The 16,634-nt window shown below is 40.0% G+C and carries 12 protein-coding genes; 4 read left to right on the top strand and 8 right to left on the bottom strand.

What is annotated here, in order from left to right; translation table 11 throughout:
- The first annotated feature begins 18 nt into the window (after positions 1–18).
- The 3 genes from F3I09_RS04640 to F3I09_RS04650 are packed head-to-tail and all read left to right on the top strand — an operon-like array spanning position 19 to position 3,261.
- Positions 19–273 (top strand): helix-turn-helix domain-containing protein, encoded by a 255-nt coding sequence (locus F3I09_RS04640; protein WP_149693887.1) that lies wholly within the window; start codon positions 19–21, stop codon positions 271–273.
- Between the two features lie 10 nt (positions 274–283).
- Positions 284–2,485, top strand: coding sequence for a protein kinase/lanthionine synthetase C family protein (locus F3I09_RS04645; protein ID WP_188133689.1), 2,202 nt, complete (start codon positions 284–286; stop codon positions 2,483–2,485).
- The gene (locus tag F3I09_RS04650) at positions 2,482–3,261 is read left to right on the top strand and encodes a hypothetical protein (RefSeq protein WP_149693889.1); all 780 of its coding nucleotides are present in this window, start codon (positions 2,482–2,484) and stop codon (positions 3,259–3,261) included. The genes F3I09_RS04645 and F3I09_RS04650 overlap by 4 nt, the downstream gene beginning before the upstream one ends.
- Here the strand turns inward: F3I09_RS04650 and F3I09_RS04655 are convergent.
- The 8 genes from F3I09_RS04655 to F3I09_RS04690 all read right to left on the bottom strand — a co-directional run bounded on the left by F3I09_RS04655 (position 3,248) and on the right by F3I09_RS04690 (position 15,646).
- A complete protein-coding gene (locus F3I09_RS04655; protein WP_149693890.1) occupies positions 3,248–4,195 on the bottom strand; it encodes a hypothetical protein in 948 nt (315 codons plus the stop codon). The genes F3I09_RS04650 and F3I09_RS04655 overlap by 14 nt on opposite strands.
- A gap of 8 nt (positions 4,196–4,203) precedes the next feature.
- Positions 4,204–5,553, bottom strand: coding sequence for a serine/threonine-protein kinase (locus F3I09_RS04660; protein ID WP_149693891.1), 1,350 nt, complete (start codon positions 5,551–5,553; stop codon positions 4,204–4,206).
- Positions 5,554–5,559: 6 nt separating this feature from the next.
- Positions 5,560–6,093, bottom strand: coding sequence for a hypothetical protein (locus F3I09_RS04665; protein WP_149693892.1), 534 nt, complete (start codon positions 6,091–6,093; stop codon positions 5,560–5,562).
- A gap of 17 nt (positions 6,094–6,110) precedes the next feature.
- Positions 6,111–7,289, bottom strand: a complete 1,179-nt coding sequence (locus F3I09_RS04670; protein ID WP_149693893.1) for a DUF4221 family protein — start codon at positions 7,287–7,289, stop codon at positions 6,111–6,113.
- Positions 7,290–7,538: 249 nt separating this feature from the next.
- The gene (locus F3I09_RS04675) at positions 7,539–7,829 is read right to left on the bottom strand and encodes a hypothetical protein (RefSeq protein WP_149693894.1); all 291 of its coding nucleotides are present in this window, start codon (positions 7,827–7,829) and stop codon (positions 7,539–7,541) included.
- 281 nt (positions 7,830–8,110) lie between these two features.
- The gene (locus tag F3I09_RS04680; protein ID WP_149693895.1) at positions 8,111–10,717 is read right to left on the bottom strand and encodes a metallophosphoesterase; all 2,607 of its coding nucleotides are present in this window, start codon (positions 10,715–10,717) and stop codon (positions 8,111–8,113) included.
- 26 nt (positions 10,718–10,743) lie between these two features.
- Positions 10,744–12,204, bottom strand: a complete 1,461-nt coding sequence (locus tag F3I09_RS04685; RefSeq protein WP_149693896.1) for a RagB/SusD family nutrient uptake outer membrane protein — start codon at positions 12,202–12,204, stop codon at positions 10,744–10,746.
- Between the two features lie 25 nt (positions 12,205–12,229).
- Complete coding sequence (locus F3I09_RS04690; RefSeq protein WP_149693897.1) at positions 12,230–15,646, bottom strand: SusC/RagA family TonB-linked outer membrane protein; 3,417 nt, start codon at positions 15,644–15,646, stop codon at positions 12,230–12,232.
- 385 nt (positions 15,647–16,031) lie between these two features.
- On the opposite strand from F3I09_RS04690, the gene F3I09_RS04695 reads away from it, so the two are divergent.
- Complete coding sequence (locus F3I09_RS04695) at positions 16,032–16,580, top strand: RNA polymerase sigma factor (protein WP_149693898.1); 549 nt, start codon at positions 16,032–16,034, stop codon at positions 16,578–16,580.
- Positions 16,581–16,634 lie beyond the last annotated feature (54 nt).

Here is a 16,634-nt window from a genome sequence, read left to right on the forward strand (position 1 = left end):
AATAATCTAATTAAGTATATGACAATCGACATTTTATATCGCCTTAAACATATAGATAATCTTATCCGCATTAAAGGAACAGGAACTCCTGATCAATTAGCGCACCGTTTGGGCATGTCAAGGAGGAGTCTGTTTGATTATCTGAATTTGATGAAGGAATACGGCGCCCCAATTAAATACTGCTCCCAACGACAGAGCTATTACTATGAAACGGAGGGCCGCTTTATGGCAATGTGTGTTTTTAAAGAAGAAGGAGAAGAAATCAACATTTAAAGCAAATAACATGCAGGAAGACAATAGCATTATTTCAAGCACCAATGGCTCTTCGGTAGAAAAGCATCATGGAAGAAAAGTTGTAAAAAAAAACGGGCAACGTATCGGATACTATTATATTATCACCAAAAGCCTGAAAGAGAGCCAGAAGAACGACGTAATGAAATGTATCTATATCAAAGGTCTGTTTAACTTTGGCACATGTGTGATCAAAGAAGGAACACGTGGTGATAGTAAAGATAAACATGGCAGAGACATTATTGACCGGCTGACATGGCAAAAGGAGTTACACAAATTATTGCAGAATAAAGTTAGGGTACCGCGCCTAATTGATACCTTTGAAGAAAACGGAAACTACTACCTCGTTATTGAGCGGATTAAGGGTCACTCTCTTATTGATCTGCAAAAAAAATACAGGAAGGACTTAAGGGAAGGACTAATTACACGCAATAAACTTGGCCTTAAATTCCTGGCTTACCTAACAAAGATTACCGCGCTGTTGAAAAATCTTCATACGGAACAGGTAGTGCACCGGGACGCGACTTCCAATAACTTTATGATCACACCAAGTGGTGATGTAGCACTTATTGACCTCGAGCTTAGTTATTCTTTAAGGCAGAAAGAACCTACACCACCATATCAGTTAGGCACGCATGGATTTATGTCGCCACAACAAATAACCACACAAGCGCCTACATTTGAAGAGGACATTTTTGCCTTGGGTGCTATTCTTTTCCAAATATGGACGAACATTTCACCCAGTAAAATCAGTGGTATCCAATTTGAAAAACTGGGCAACACGATAAACTTCTTCGTGCCGGACAAACAGATAGCAGAAATCATTACTCAGAGTTTACATCCTGAACCCGACAAAAGACCAGAGACAGACGAAATTCTTAAAGTCATACATCAATACAGGACCTCATTCAAATCAAAAGAGCAACGACTAACATCTCAGCCAATCAGTTATGAGAAGGCACACATAATAAATTTTATACAACAAGGGATCAACTCCCTAAGCAGCCCATTGCTCGCAGATCCAGAGAAGGGATGGTTTGCAGAAAAAAAAGAAAAAGGGAAGGTGGCGGAAAAGGGACAAATCGAAAAATCCTGGTATGCAAGCTATAGCAAAGGCGCTGCCGGCATCGTCTATATGCTAAGCCAGGCAAAGATCGCATCATTCGATATTAGCGCAACTATTCCCTATATACAAAAGGGATTAGACCTCATACATCAGAAATATATTGACAAAATTATAAGTTGTTCACCCGGACTTCACAACGGCTCAGCCGGCATTGCCGCTACACTGGCGCATGCCATAAATGCGGGGTTGATTCCCCTCAGTTATATAGACTACATTGACCCTCTTCTCGATAAGGGCAATGACCAATTTGATATCAGCCAGGGCACTGCGGGACAAGGTATTTCAAATTTGATTTGCCTCCCTTTAATCGATGCAGAAAAAGTGAAAGAACGCCTGTATAACTATGCGAAGAAACTACTGGATATCCAACAAAGGGACGGAAGCTGGCTTCGGAATAACGGAAAAGCGAGCGAGCGGGCGACGGTCGGTTTTGCCAATGGAGTGGCTGGAATCGTACACTTTCTTCTTGAATATGGAGAACGTTACAAAGATCAAGCAGCACTTGCCGGGGCCGAAGCAGGGTTAAACTGGCTTTTGAAAAAAGGTATACATAAAAACCGGGGAATCACCTGGCGATCGCCTACGGACAAAGAACTAGAACCCTGGTGGAGCCAGGGAGAAACAGGGATTGCACTAGCATTTATTAAAGCGCATACTGTGTTTTCGGATCCCAGGTATAAAGCCGGTGCAACCGGGGCGCTCCTTAGCAATCCTGTGAGGATAGTCAGCAACGCTCTCGGCCAGGAAGCCGGACTCAGCGGACTTGGAGAAGTATACCTGGAGGCCTATCGATCATTCAAAGAACCTATATGGCTTGAGCGAGCCGACTGGATCACTCAGCATATACTGCAACTTCACAATGAGCATCTCAGACATGGCATTTATTGGATCACTAATCATGAACGGCAACCTGTTCCCACCTTTATGAAAGGGATAAGCGGAATTCTCCATTTCCTGATCAGATACTGTCACCCAGATATGTTCAGCTTCCCCATGCTACCAAGGATGGCAATAAAAGCAAGATCCAACGAAACCCAATTTCCCATTCAACACACTCATTTTTCATGAAAATACTTAACGTCGTTGATTCGCTATCTACCCTTTTCCCTAAAAAAGTCAGGATACAGTTGATACATGCAGTATCCGGACTTAAGCTTTCCTTTCATACCTTTAACTCAGCAGAAATACCCCAGTTTTTTAACAAACCAACACTGCTGAATATCGATAATAAAATCTGGCGTGTAACTGAAATGCAGATTCTAAAAGAAGAAAGTTATTTCAGTTGCAAGAAAATAGTCCTTTATGTAGTAGAACCTGGCTCACATGACGTCGGCAATAAACATCTTGTTCCAACAAAGATGTCTGCACCACCTTTAACTCAAAGCCCGGCAATTCAAAGCGATATCACCCTAAACATTAGCAAGGACGAATGGCTGCAAATCGGGTTATTTCCAACGTCTGCCCTTCCCTTAATCCAGGCTATGACAGATTCGATCCTCTCTATTCTTGAGTCTTCAAATAACCAAAACATGCTACTTGGATATGCTGCTTGCTATGAACGGGAGTATACTACTATATGCAATCCTCAATTGGACTTTGCTCAGTTTACTCATTTTGTTGGCGCAAGTTCTATAGGCACTATTTCATTTGACGATGCAGGCTTTGTGAGGGACGGATTCTCATTTTCAGCGGGAAATCATACATACTATGGTCAAGTTGAAAACAACCAGATTACAACTCTAGCCTTGTACCAGTTTGAGTATATAGACGAAGAGTTATTCGACATAGTAAATCGTTACGATCTTCTCCTGGTAAACTGGTGCGGTGCAGCTATTCTTGCCTGATCACTTGTTTCCCATTCCAGACACCCGTTTGTTTGATCCTTACTAGTCGCCCTTCAAGGGTAAATCTGTAAAAGCGATCATATTTTACAAATAATGCTTCCGACCTATTGTCAACATGGTCGGCGCAAACATCAACAATCTTGTCATTATAGCGACTGTTTACACGCCGCGTATTTCCTCCCCCCGTTACAATCGTATGAACATTGAAATGCGCCAGCAGATTATCTGTTAATAACTCCTCCGATATTCCATTGTTGGACTTTTCAGATGTACATTGTACTTTCTCCTTATCCGACCACATAGTAATGAATGGCAAATCAGTAATTTTTCCCATTGAGCTATACTTATGTCGGGCAAGACTATTAATCTGCGATAATGACAATCCCGCCTGGACTACATGATGTGTAAGTTCAACATGCGTAAAAAGGCTATTGCCGATTTTTTCAACAATGTTTTTAGTTAGTAGCCAACGCTTAATCTCTCCATTTCCATCGAACAACACTGCTCTTTCATAAGACCGGTCATGCAATTTTGCATATCGCGGATGATCATAACACCAATCGCCATTCAAACAGGTCAGCTCATGATCACCTAATATAAGATGAACGTAGCCTCCGGCCTTCCTGGCTTTATTCTCCAATGAATAAATAAACCATAGCGATTCAACAGGATGGGCATTATGGGCTGTATAATCACCGAGAATTACCAAATGATTGTCCTGAAATATCCAACCTAGTGATGTATCCAGCACTTCACTTTTGATTAACAAATTGCAAAATGTCTGGAAGTTACCATTAATACCCGCTATGACGACCAACTTTTTAGGCTGTATATAATCGGTAGGCTCATTTGCCAAATGTTCATGTAATCTGAAAGAAAAATATTTCCCCCTATCATTGGGTATTCTTAGTGCTATTTTATATCTGGGTAACATAACTTATGCTATTTTTGATGAGACTGTAGGAATGCTTTTATACATCCGATAACTTCAGAAATGGAAGGCCGCAACGTTGATTGTTCATTCCTGCAATTCAGGATTATATTTATCAGGTCTTTTTCAATGCCCTTTTCCTTCAGGATGGAAACGGTTACCGTTGAAAACAGACCCGGGTGAACAGATGTCAGCAGATAGAGCAGCAATCCCCCGCAGGCATATATATCCTCTTTTATTGTAGGAATCGCATTATTTAGCTGTTCTGGTGGTTTATAACCTACATCCATAGCGACGAATGTGGGCTCCGGTTGTCTGTCTTTTGAGGACCAGGCTAATTCGAAATCCAGTAATACAGGACTTTCGTCAGCGGCGACCGTAAAATTCCCATGCTTAATATCCCTGTGCACGTATCCATTCTCATGTATCTTTTCGATAATGAACAACGCTCTCATATAGTATGTCAGTATCCTGAGTTTAGCTGAAACGGACAAGCCATTCCATACACTTTGCTGATATATTTTTTCCACCCACTTATCAAGCGGTACACCCTCCATGAATTCCATGACCAAGTAACAATCTCCATTTTCATCAACAAAATCAAGCACCATGGGCACAGGCAATATTTTATGGAGATCTGTCAGGACTTTTTTCTGCCACAGCAACCGGTCCCTAATAGTTCTTCCTGCATAGTCATCCACCATATTCAATCGACCCTGCTTGATTATACATCGTTCAAATCTAAATCCCTTTAAACTTATAGCCTTATAAATACTGCCTTTCGGAGAATTTTTTAATGTCTTAATCCTTACATAATATCCGCCAATTACCCATCGCGTCCTCGGCGAGAACTCAATTTCTTCACTCGCGCTAAATACCGGTAACTTGCGGCCTTTGTCCAACTGCCATAGCTTATGCCCATTCTTCCTCCTTACGACCTTGAAAAACGCAGTATATAATGACGGTCCAAGACAGTGAGTCCTCTCGACTCTCGGCCCCTTGTATTGAAGCAACAAAGGCTTCAATATAGTTATCAGCGTTGCTAACTGTTGCTCGGTGGCCGGATATAAAGTAAAAACACGGCCGATATAATCACGCCCATAACGCCCCATATTTAAATAATGATGCATCATTGGCTCACATACTACCCTGAATGGCACCTTCAAATTCACAAGTACCGGTAAAAGCTCCCGAAGCAGCCGCACTGTCTGAGCTTTAATGACACTTATGAACACCTGCCAACCACTAGTAACTGTACGTCGTCCAACCTCCAGCCATATGTCTCTCTTTACATATTGCAGGCCATGCTCCGCAAATATGTTTCGGTAACTCGCTGTAGTGGTATATATTGAATCAGACATGATCTATTATTGTAAATCACTGTTCCCGGAAAAAAACTGGTGTAAATCTTTTCTTACTGTTGCCGGCATACTTGATACCTTTTTATAGGCCTTTCCCCTATATGTGTAATACATCGTGGGTTTGTCTTCATATAGTTCATAGCGATGGGCCATGTTGGTACTATCCAGGAATAGCTTTCCTTCTATGACAGGTAACCGCTTATGCTCTTCTTTAAAAAAGCTATTGATTAGTTTACGGCCGCCATTTGCGGAGATAATAATAAAATGCTTATCCGGTAAATGATGCTGATATTTGACAATGCTATCCACAGTCTTTTCACGACAGCTAGGGCAAATAGCCTGGACAGGCAAGACCAGGAATGCCAGCGAATCCTGCAACATGCTCTCCGGAATCGAATTGAATGTCAATTTAACAAGCCCTTTAAACAAAGAATCTTTCTTCAGATCGGAAGTAATTAATTCAACGCTACTTATCCTCTCCTTATATTTGTCGCAGGCGAATAAGCTTACTAGCATTAACAAGACAAATGGTATTCTCATAATTGCAATTTCAAATGTTATTTACTTTGCCGCAGACTATCTTTGCTATCCTTATAAACCAGCCGCACAAAATGCAATGTATATTCGTCCTTGAAGTTGACCCGGCTATAAATACCTCCGTCAGGTGTAAAAAAAACAGATGAATAAGAGAGTGCTGCCGGGAACTTGCTTTCTCCTATTATCCGAAAGTTTTCGTCAAAAATTATGAAGCTGCTTTGACGTTCCCATTTATTCGTTTCGTATAACTTACTACTGATCTTTTGTCTGGCAACCCGCAGATATCTTTTTTTATAAGGATCATAATAAATCGGGCCATAGGAGTCGCGTAGGGCATATTGTTTAAATTTGTTCTGCTTCTTCGTTTCAGCCCCTTGAATAGCTGGTATAGCTTCTTGTTGAAACTTACTTTTGCCCAAATATGCCACATGGTATTTCTGTAAGTTAGTTTCATAGATGTTTGTGTCTGCAGGAAAACTAAATATAATGTTTCCTTTATCATTCTGACAATAACTCACATCTAGAAATTTGTCTCCAAAAATCTGTTTCATATATGTATCTGGCAACTGATAAACAAGTCGTTGTGAGTGCTCTTTCAAGTCAAATGAGTACATTGCTCTCCATTTTAAAAGCGACTTGAGTGACAAATAATCTACATTACACTTTACCCCGGTGTAAACTTTGTTACCTCTTACAATTAAGGGATTTGAATTGTCCACCACTGCAATTGCCTCTTTACCTCCTTCACACTCCACACTTTGCCTTATCGCACCCGAGCTGTCAAGCAAGTAAAGCCTTCCCATGTTTGAAATAAAAATACTGTCGAAATTTATTACATCTACAGATGTATATTTAATATGTGAGTCTGGCAACAATTTCTTCAGTTCCAGCCTTTTTATCAGCTGTCTAGAGCTAAAATTGTAGACGTTAACAGAATTTGATCTAACATCAAAAAAAGAGATAAAAGAGTTACTGTCCTGGTTAAAATAATTTATCGATCGAATTTGATTATATGAGTCCTCATCAAGCAAGAATTCGATACTGTCAACCAGAGGAATCAAGTTCACGCTATCATAGTCTGGCGGAATATAAGATCGTAAGCTCTGAACTATACTGATACGAGGAATGTCATGACAACCAAGAAAGAGGAGGTAATATATCACCAAGAACGATCGCTTGAGGCACAATTGTATTCTCATTGCAGTATCTTAAACTTTATCAATCGTAACATGAGCAGACCAGTCTACTAGACCAATGCCAACAGCGGCATCTAGTCTAGACTACAGAAAATTACTCATCTGCCAATATCTAAAACTTCAAACAAGTTATTAACACTTGAAGAAATGGCTTTTTCATTATCTAAATGAAAAAGTCATTTCTTCATGGTATTAACGTTTCTAACTGGATATTCAAAAAAACAGGAGATAGTCTGTTGATTATCCAATCAATTAAACAGTAGTTGTATTATTAACTGTTTGGAAACCTGAAACAAAGCTATTGGCAGCAGTACCAACTGTGGTTGCAGATCCGGAAGTAACAGTGCAAGGTGCTGTTATTACAGCAGTAATAGTACAAGAGAAAACAGCCACTCCGTCAAATGTACCGGCTAAAGTAAGTGAGCCTGTAACATCCAGGGGTTTGGAATCTGTTTTGTTCGGCAATACAGCTGCAGTTACAGCAGAAGCACCCATTAATACAATACCTAAAACCGAAAATCTACGCCATGATATATTTTTCATAATTAAATTAATTTAAATGTGAGTAATAATTGAACTTCGGCTATTACAATGGCCATTGGATAGCGATTCTAAGTTACCAGATCATAGTGCACTTTTCCTTCACCATACCGTCGAATTCTGCTACAGGCAAACAACAGTTTTCTTTTAGTCTTATTTCTCCATAAAATAAGTGAACACCTTTCAGGAATAGCGCAATTATTGTAAATCAAAAAGGCACACCTTCACAGATGTGCCTCCTTACTATCAAGAAAGAGAATATGATTGAAATGCTTTAATTGACCTTATTCGGTAAGATCCTGATTTATCATTCGCCGGCGATTATCAAATAACAAATATTTTAAGCCTGTCTTATCCACCCTAAAATAATTTCCATCTTCTATCAGTAATGCCTCACTTTTCCCTTTAGCGTGATCTGTATCGGTATTAAGAACTTTTCCATCATAGTGTACACTAACTGTATCCGCAACTATAGTATGCCCTGTTATTATTTTTCTAACACTCCACCTCTTTAAGATCTGATTGATTTGATCTCCTGATGGATGATGAACTACGAGTCTTATAGCAGTGTCTTTAGCACTAACCAAATACTCATCCTTGTCCTTATAGTACAAACGAAACCAGAAAGGAGAGTAAAATTGAGAAAACATAAAATCTGAATGGCCATTATCACTATCATAAACCTCATCAATGCGTCTTCTGAACATATTGTTTATCTCCGGAATAGATAGCTTAACAGAGTCAGAAAACTCTTTCCCAATACCACCATGAACGAATAATAAATCACCTATCTTCTCCATAATATTTTTTGTTCTTAACCATCTCCCCAGCTCACTATCTTCACCATATAGATCCTTGGTTGTCCTTTCAAGCAACCTGGCATTATAGATATACTTAGGCCTAACATACCCACTGTTTCCCTGCAAATTCATAACTTCATGATTACCGAGCACAAAATGCACATACCCCCCAGCCACTTTGGCTTTTTCTTCCAAAGAATAGATGAGCCACAGACACTCTGACACCTGGTCCCCCCGATCAAATATATCGCCATTAAGTACGAGATGACCATTTCCAAAAGCCCAGTTATAATCTTTATCAATAATGTGATTTGCCTGCAACAATTTTCTAAACGCATCGAAATTACCCTCAATATCAGATAACACAAGTAGCCGTTTCGCTTCTGCAAACACAGAAGGCTCAATTTTAAGTTCCCGTTTCAAAATTACATTGAAGTCGATGTTCTCATCTGTAGTAACAGGCAGAGGATTTTTATCTCTATCAATTATGTGCTCACTCAATACTGAGGCCCCATTTATAAAATAAGCTGTATAGACCTGACCATTTCGGAACACATATGGCCCATCTTTGGAGAACCGTTGCTGTTGCTCCAGAGCCGCTATAAACTTCCTTCCATCGTCTAGCCGGGGATCAAGCCTAGACAAAGAGTGAACCATAGTACCCCATGGATTCATCACCAAAACAAAAGGGAATCCCTTTATCCCGTACCTCTTTAGCATTTCATCGTCAGTGCCTCTACCGCCGGTATAGACATGCAAACCACCTCTACTAGTAAACTTATCCTCCTCAATGCTCTTTATCCATTTTCCTTTATTTTTATCCACGGAAACATTCACAAATATCATGTTAGTATCTGCCCTAAATCGTCCCCTTATTCGTTCCATAGCAGATTTCATTTGTATACAGCCAACACATCCAGTAAACCAGAAATCAAATATTACGACTTTCCCCCTTAATTGATCCTTAGTGAACGAATTACCATCAATATCGGTAAACTCAAAATTAAATGCGCTTTTTTCATTCAGGATATCTCTGCGCTGCAACTCAAATTCCTTTAACCATTGCTTATACTCAGGAAATCCCTTCTCAGCGTAATAACTCGCTAACAATTGCTCTGTTTCCGGAATAAACCCCACCTTTCGTATAAACTCCTTGGCTAATTGCTTTTGAATAAACAATTCCCTGATCCGGCCTTTATAAAAGGCTTTTCCCTCTTTATAATATAATATTTTCCTTTTTACAGCAGTATTTAAGGAATCTCTTGTATAGTCAAAAGAGAAACGCCTGTCGACCTGAAACAGGATAGGTTTCCATGTACCAAAAACATATCCAGAAGACATCGGAAAATACTTGCTTACAACCGGATAGTATGTTGTATCATAAATCGAACATAGATTTTCATTGGGCATGTTGTTTTGTTTGCTATAAACCCAAGCCAAAGAAGCAAATTTGTCCGATCTATCGTCTATGTTCTGATCTATAAATAATGCTCTTATTAAATTAAGTGCATAAGAAGACATGTTTTTCTTATAAGAGTCAATTAAAGGAAGAACAAGCTCTAGCTCCTTATTTAAATAGTCACACCAATCCAGATAATCTTGTAACGACAAAGTCAAATAGTCTTTGCGGTTTGATGGTAGAGCAATTGTTGCTATAACAGAGTCGATTGCCATTTGAAGCTCAGCCTTTTTACTGCATTTTCCTTTAAATGATAGGCGCCCCTGGTGATAAATTATTGTGATACTATCCCCGGGTTCTATAAGAAGAACTCTGGTTCTAAATTTGCCAAACGAAGGATTTATTGAAAGAAAGACTGGCATTTCTGCATATAACCTACATTGGCTCATGTTATTGTTAAACCCTTCCCGCTTAGACAACCATTCTCTTGATGACGCCGTAATAGATTCCACAGGTGAAAGTTTAAATTCTATCGCGTCCTTTTTCTCATCACTATTTAAATAGTTGATCAAAATATTAGGAGACTTATTATCAAATCGAAGCCCTTTAATGTCACCCTCGTCCTGTGCTGTCGCCAGTTTGTGCAACACAAACTGAGACATTAACAATAATAACAAATACTTACACTTCATATACTGTCTTTTTACCTCTTTTTACTTTAATATCCTTTGTTCTGTTCTATGCCCATCAAGTTGACGTCTTGCATCGGGATCGGTGCGATTGCTTTATCATTAGGGTACACCAGATCTCTGGCATAGGAAAAAATAAAATCATTCCGAACCACATTCTTTCTCCACCGTTGCAAATCGTACATCCTTAAACCTTCAAAGGCCAATTCCTTTCTCCGTTCCTTATAAATGGAATCAATTAGTGCATTTCCTGTAGCCGTCAATAGTTCAACAGTAGGATTGGCTCTTCTCCTGAGTTCATTTATATATCCTCTGGCTGTCTCCTCATCCCCCAGTTTTGCCGAAGCTTCCGCACTAATAAGAAACATTTCAGAAGATCTGATCTCAGCTGGATAGTATGCTCCAGCAAGGTCAGTTATCTGCGGAATTACTTCCGGAGCAGCATCCCGCGGAAATTTCGTCACATTCCACTGCCCCGGGCTTCCCTGCACCCACTTCGTCCGAACATCTGACGGATTTTCATTAAGCAACTCCGCAATATCATCTGTTGCCATAAATCCCCATGTTACCCCATTAAGTAATATTCCAAGAAACCCTGAATACGGATCATCACCGCCAGGCGGGCTTAATTGAAAAAGCGTCTCCGTTTCAGAGGCTACCACATGCTTAAATAATACCTCGGGATATCCTTTTGAAATACTCATCAGAGGAACCTTTGATGAAATTTCAACCGCTATTTCCTTTGCGCGTGAATAGTCATTTTTAAATAAGTATACTCTTGCTAATAGTGCTTTTGCAGCCATCTGGCTCATATATCGGATATCCAACCGTTCTTCGGGCATAAGTTGCGCTGCTCTTTGCAGATCATTTATCATTTCATCGTAAACTACCGCTACTGTCTGGCGCTGATAAGGAGCCAAGGCATCGGAAACCTTGATATATGGAATTCCCGGATGAGAAGCATTTGGTGTAAAGCCGTATGCTTGTGCAAATACATTCACCATTTTAAAATGCATCAAAGCCCTTATGGCATAAGCCTGTCCCTTTAAATCGTCCGCAAGGCCTGGGTTTTCTTCCCTATACCTATCTACATCCTCAATTACAAAACTGCAATTCCTGATAATCTGATACCCTATCCTCCAAAGCGGATTCATCGCTGTCCCACTAGGATCAACACCAACATAGTCCTGCTTATCTCCGATATCGGCTTGCTGCGTCCATGAATATTGTGATGTAAGAATAGCGCCGGCGCTTGAGAATGGTTTAAGATTATCAGCTACTAATTCAGGGTAAGCCTGGGTAGTGGCATATCCTATAGTCGCAGTATATTTCAGATAAATCCCATTTAAAAAATGCTTCATCGTCTCCAGATCGGATACATATCGTTGTCTGTAGAACTGCGTATTGTCATCAACGTCTAAAAAACTTTTTCTACAGGCCGTGGCGACCAGGAACAAAAGGACAATTAGGTAATAGTATCGTTGCTTCATAAGTAATAGTTTAGCTATTTTTGGCTTAAAAACTTACATTAATACCCGCAGTAAATGATCGTTGCAATGGATATATAGCACTTCCCAGTCCCGAAGCATTCGCATTTTCCGGATCCTGTCCCGAATACTTAGTCCAAGTGGCAAGATTATGTCCCTGCACGTACACTTTTAATGCACGTATAGACATCTTTTCCAAAAGTATTTTTGGTAAATTATAAGTCAATGAAATGTTAGAAAGCCGAATAAAATCACCATCATATAAGTAACGGGTCGAGATACTCGTACTTCTGTCTGAAATCCCATTAAGCCTACCAAATAATAATCTACGAGGATTAGCAGCTACATCTCCGGGCTTCGTCCAACGATCCAATGCAGCCGTGCTTTGATTTAAATAAGGATCAACTCCGTCATTAGCGACAAAACTGCCACCGTCGTTGTTATATATCTTAAATCCATACTGATAGTGTAACATCACTGATAAATCAAACCCACTGTAAGAAAAGGTATTGATAATTGTTCCGAAGCCATCAGGCTGAGGCTTTCCAACAAACCGATACTGTGATGCTTTGTATTCACTACTGATCTTTCCTGTTGTATCAATCCATTGAGGAGCACCGTTTTCTTTATTAACACCCGCCCAAACCGGCATATAAAATGAGTTGTAGTTTTTGCCCGTACCATTGGCAAGGAGGGTAGTAGTAACCTTCTCCACAGGATAGAATGAACGGACCAATAAATTGTCATTTTTGCTCCAATTCGCACTTAAATTCCAACTAAAACCGGTTGTTCTGACAACATCTGCTGAAATCGAAATCTCTATCCCTTTGTTTGTTAAATCTCCTATATTCCGTTGTATATCATAAAATCCGGTTGCATACGGTATTTGAACTAACGCAATTACCTGCGAAGTCTTCTTATTATAAATATCTGCAGTTACTGCAATTCGCTGCTTAAACAGTTGCAATTCCACACCAGCGTCCCAGCTAAAGGTTTTCTCCCATTGAATATCACGATTGCCGGGTCTGGAAGATGTAGGTGGTAGAACAGCAGGGCTATTAATATAGTGATACAATGCTAAAACATCATAACGCCAGGCATTTGAAATAGCGGATGAATTACCAGCCGAACCTATACTACCTCTCAGTTTAAAGTAATCAAGAAAACTTGCAGTTTTACTCATGAAGGGCTCGGCACTGACAATCCATCCGGCTGCAGCCGACCAATGATTTCCAAACCTTCTATTATCACCAAAAAGGGAAGATCCATCTGTTCTCAGACTTCCCGAAACAAAGTATTTATTCCTAAAATCATAATTGGCCTGGCTAAAGTAAGATAACAGTGTCTGCTTACTGCTCAATCCACCCGCATCTTTAATCGTTCCTATGTTTAGCTGGTCCGCCAGTGGATTCGAGGTTATCCCTTCTTTTATTGTATATAAGTTTCTGTTTGTTATCACCTGAGCCTCATGTCCCAACAGCAGGCGCAAATGATGATTTTGCCTTATTATTCGATCGTACCTTAAGATATTTGTATTAATGATGTTTGCGTTCCTGATATCTGTCTCGTTAATTCTACCGATACCAGGTTCAAGGTTGGACCCTGCCAATAATGGATGGATCTTTTCCTTAGCCTCCGTCAGCATAAAATTCACACCAAAGTTTGAACTGAAAGAAAAATACCTGAGAAAATTTGCGTTTATATAGAGATTGTTTAATCCCCTGTAAGAAGTATTTCTGTTGACATTCAAATCAGCGGCAACTAAAGGGTTCGCAAACTTCCTGGTGTTGGTCGCCAAGCTTGAAGAAGGCGCTAAACCCCAGGAATAATTATAAACAAAATTTCCATACTGGTCCCGCATTGCATTCAACGGTGAAATAGAAGAATACAGTCTCTCTGAAGCTCCGGAATAGCTATAATCCTGTATATTGTAAGAGAGTGTTGTATTGGCCCCAATCCTTAACCATTGTACGGGTGCATTCTCATAGTTAATACGAATAGACTTTCGGTTATACCCGGTATTCTTCTCTATTCCATTCTGTTTAGTGTACTCCAGATTGATATAGAAATTGCCTTTTTCATTGCCACCAGACATTGATAGTTCATGGCTAAGCGTTGTAGCAGCATTGTTATATAATTCGTTCAACCAGTCTGGTGCAGGATAGAAGCTTGTATCACCGGAAGCTTTTACATAATGGGGAAATTTATTAATCAAGTCTGTGTTTATGCGATTATCTGTCCAATATGCAGGGTCGGTATTCCTATACGTCTCATACAGCAGATCCATGTACTGCTGTTGGTTTAACAGTTTTGTTTGTGCTTTCAATCGTGAAGAGATATCTGTTTGATGACGAAAGTTAAATACAGTCTTTCCCTCTTTCCCCCGCTTAGTGGTTACAAGTATTACTCCATTACTTGCCTTTGAACCATACAACGCAATTGCACCTGCATCTTTCAATACAGATATAGATGCTATATCAGAGGGATTTAACTGAGCCATAGGATTATTAAAGGCAACAGAACTGGTAGTAGCCTGTGCCGGGTCCTGAAATACAGGTATTCCATCTATAACAATAAGCGGATTCCTGACAGCGGCTCCATTAATCGCATTTCCTCCCGTTGAAATTCCACGCAACACGAAATTTCCCAGGCCGCCACCTGGTTGTCCAGTACCCTGTGTCACTAGTAAACCTGGCACCAATCCCTGTAAATTTTTATCGAAACTTCTATTGGGCAGGTTTTGTATCTGCTCCCCTTTTACTACGGTAATGGCCCCCACAACAGCACGCTGCGTTGATGTTCCATACGCTGTAACAACTGTCTCGTTCAACCTATTATCACCTGGTACCAATTGTACTTTCAGATTACCGCTATTGCTATTAAATTTCACTTCCTGCATCTTATAACCCGTATAACTTACAAGCAATATATCATGAGCAGTCCCTTCTTTCATCGTAAGTCCGAACATTCCATTTGCCTTTGTCGCAGTTCCAAAAGATGTCCCTTTCACCCTGATACTCGCACCTGGTAATGGTTCCCCTTTATCATCAGTTACTATCCCATTGATAGTAATTACCATCACCGTATCCTTCTTTCTCTCTCCAACAATTGACCGGATAAATATCTTGTCCCTATTCCCATTCACATACTCATACGTCAGCCCCAACGGCGGCAACATCTCCGCCAGCGCCTCTTCTATTGGCGTCGCAACAAACTTAACCCCTACAAGCTGACTCGTATTCAACTCACCGAAAAAAAGCACCACTCCTGTCTGCTTCTCAATAACATTAAAAACATCTCTTAATGAAATATGGCCGCTCGTCAGCGTCACATTACGACCAGGTTGCGCACTCTTCTGTGCATGTAGATAAATACTTGGAAGCAATAGCCAAAGCAAGGCCATTAAGCTACGCCTCGCATAGCAGTGAGTAAATTTTTGTTGCATAAGGACAAGACTAAAAATGGTTAGTTAATTACAGTTACAGTCACCTGACATTTTGGATTAGTAATGAATTTAAGTAGGCAAAACATAGCTATCACCCTTTATGCACTTAACGAATAGGATATTAAGCATTGGGTGAACCCTTATGTCAAAAAATTTTCGCCCAAGGATTCACCCGTTCCCGTAACTCCCTGAAAATTGTGGGGTTCCAGGCTATGTTAACTGATTATTAAGAAAAAAAACCAAAGAAACCGTGTAACTTAAACCATCGTACATCAGGACTGGCAACAATAAATTAATGGGAAATGCTATGATTTTAACTTAAAGGGGACTAAGTTTACACGTGCTTTTACCATCATAAATTTCACACCTGAACTTTTCAGCCAGCATGCACACCGATGCGAACGAAGAACTGCTGTTAAAAGAGCTGAAATCCGGGGACACAAAGGCTTACAAAACGATATATATGCGTTTTGAGAAACCATTGCTGTTTGAAGCCAATCGGCTATTAGGCAATGTGGAAGAAGCCAAAGACGTCGTTCAGGATTTCTTTATCGACTTTTTCGAGAAACAGCGATATAAGAACATACATACCAACCTGAAAGGTTACCTGTTTATGTCTATACGATATAACTGTATGCTAATCTTGAAGCGGCAGAAGAGCCTGCATAAGACTCTACAGGAATACTGTAACACCCAGGAAGAGCCAACCGTACACCTGGAAGAAGAACAGGAACCAAGCATTTACGACTTGATAGACAAAAAAGTGAACGATATATTACAATGTATGCCAGCACAGAGAAGCAAAGCATTCCAACTTTACGTATTACAGGGACTAAAAAGGAAAGAAGTAGCCAATGTCATGGGGCTTAGCGACAACACAGTGAAAACACACCTTGCCACTGCTATTAAAACAATACGCGAAAAATTATCGTAATCTTATATCAATTGCTCTCACCCATTTTGAGAGCAAGATACTCTTATACTTGAA

This window comes from Chitinophaga sp. CF418 (assembly GCF_900142925.1).
In the GTDB taxonomy this organism is placed as follows: domain Bacteria; phylum Bacteroidota; class Bacteroidia; order Chitinophagales; family Chitinophagaceae; genus Chitinophaga.

Excerpts from the sequence above, each read along its gene's own strand:
- F3I09_RS04640 (WP_149693887.1), top strand. The coding sequence starts at position 19 with ATGACAATCGACATTTTATATCGCCTTAAACATATAGATAATCTTATC.
- F3I09_RS04645 (WP_188133689.1), top strand. The coding sequence starts at position 284 with ATGCAGGAAGACAATAGCATTATTTCAAGCACCAATGGCTCTTCGGTA.
- F3I09_RS04650 (WP_149693889.1), top strand. The coding sequence starts at position 2,482 with ATGAAAATACTTAACGTCGTTGATTCGCTATCTACCCTTTTCCCTAAA.
- F3I09_RS04655 (WP_149693890.1), bottom strand. The coding sequence starts at position 4,195 with ATGTTACCCAGATATAAAATAGCACTAAGAATACCCAATGATAGGGGG.
- F3I09_RS04660 (WP_149693891.1), bottom strand. The coding sequence starts at position 5,553 with ATGTCTGATTCAATATATACCACTACAGCGAGTTACCGAAACATATTT.
- F3I09_RS04665 (WP_149693892.1), bottom strand. The coding sequence starts at position 6,093 with ATGAGAATACCATTTGTCTTGTTAATGCTAGTAAGCTTATTCGCCTGC.
- F3I09_RS04670 (WP_149693893.1), bottom strand. The coding sequence starts at position 7,289 with ATGAGAATACAATTGTGCCTCAAGCGATCGTTCTTGGTGATATATTAC.
- F3I09_RS04675 (WP_149693894.1), bottom strand. The coding sequence starts at position 7,829 with ATGAAAAATATATCATGGCGTAGATTTTCGGTTTTAGGTATTGTATTA.
- F3I09_RS04680 (WP_149693895.1), bottom strand. The coding sequence starts at position 10,717 with ATGAAGTGTAAGTATTTGTTATTATTGTTAATGTCTCAGTTTGTGTTG.
- F3I09_RS04685 (WP_149693896.1), bottom strand. The coding sequence starts at position 12,204 with ATGAAGCAACGATACTATTACCTAATTGTCCTTTTGTTCCTGGTCGCC.
- F3I09_RS04690 (WP_149693897.1), bottom strand. The coding sequence starts at position 15,646 with ATGCAACAAAAATTTACTCACTGCTATGCGAGGCGTAGCTTAATGGCC.
- F3I09_RS04695 (WP_149693898.1), top strand. The coding sequence starts at position 16,032 with ATGCACACCGATGCGAACGAAGAACTGCTGTTAAAAGAGCTGAAATCC.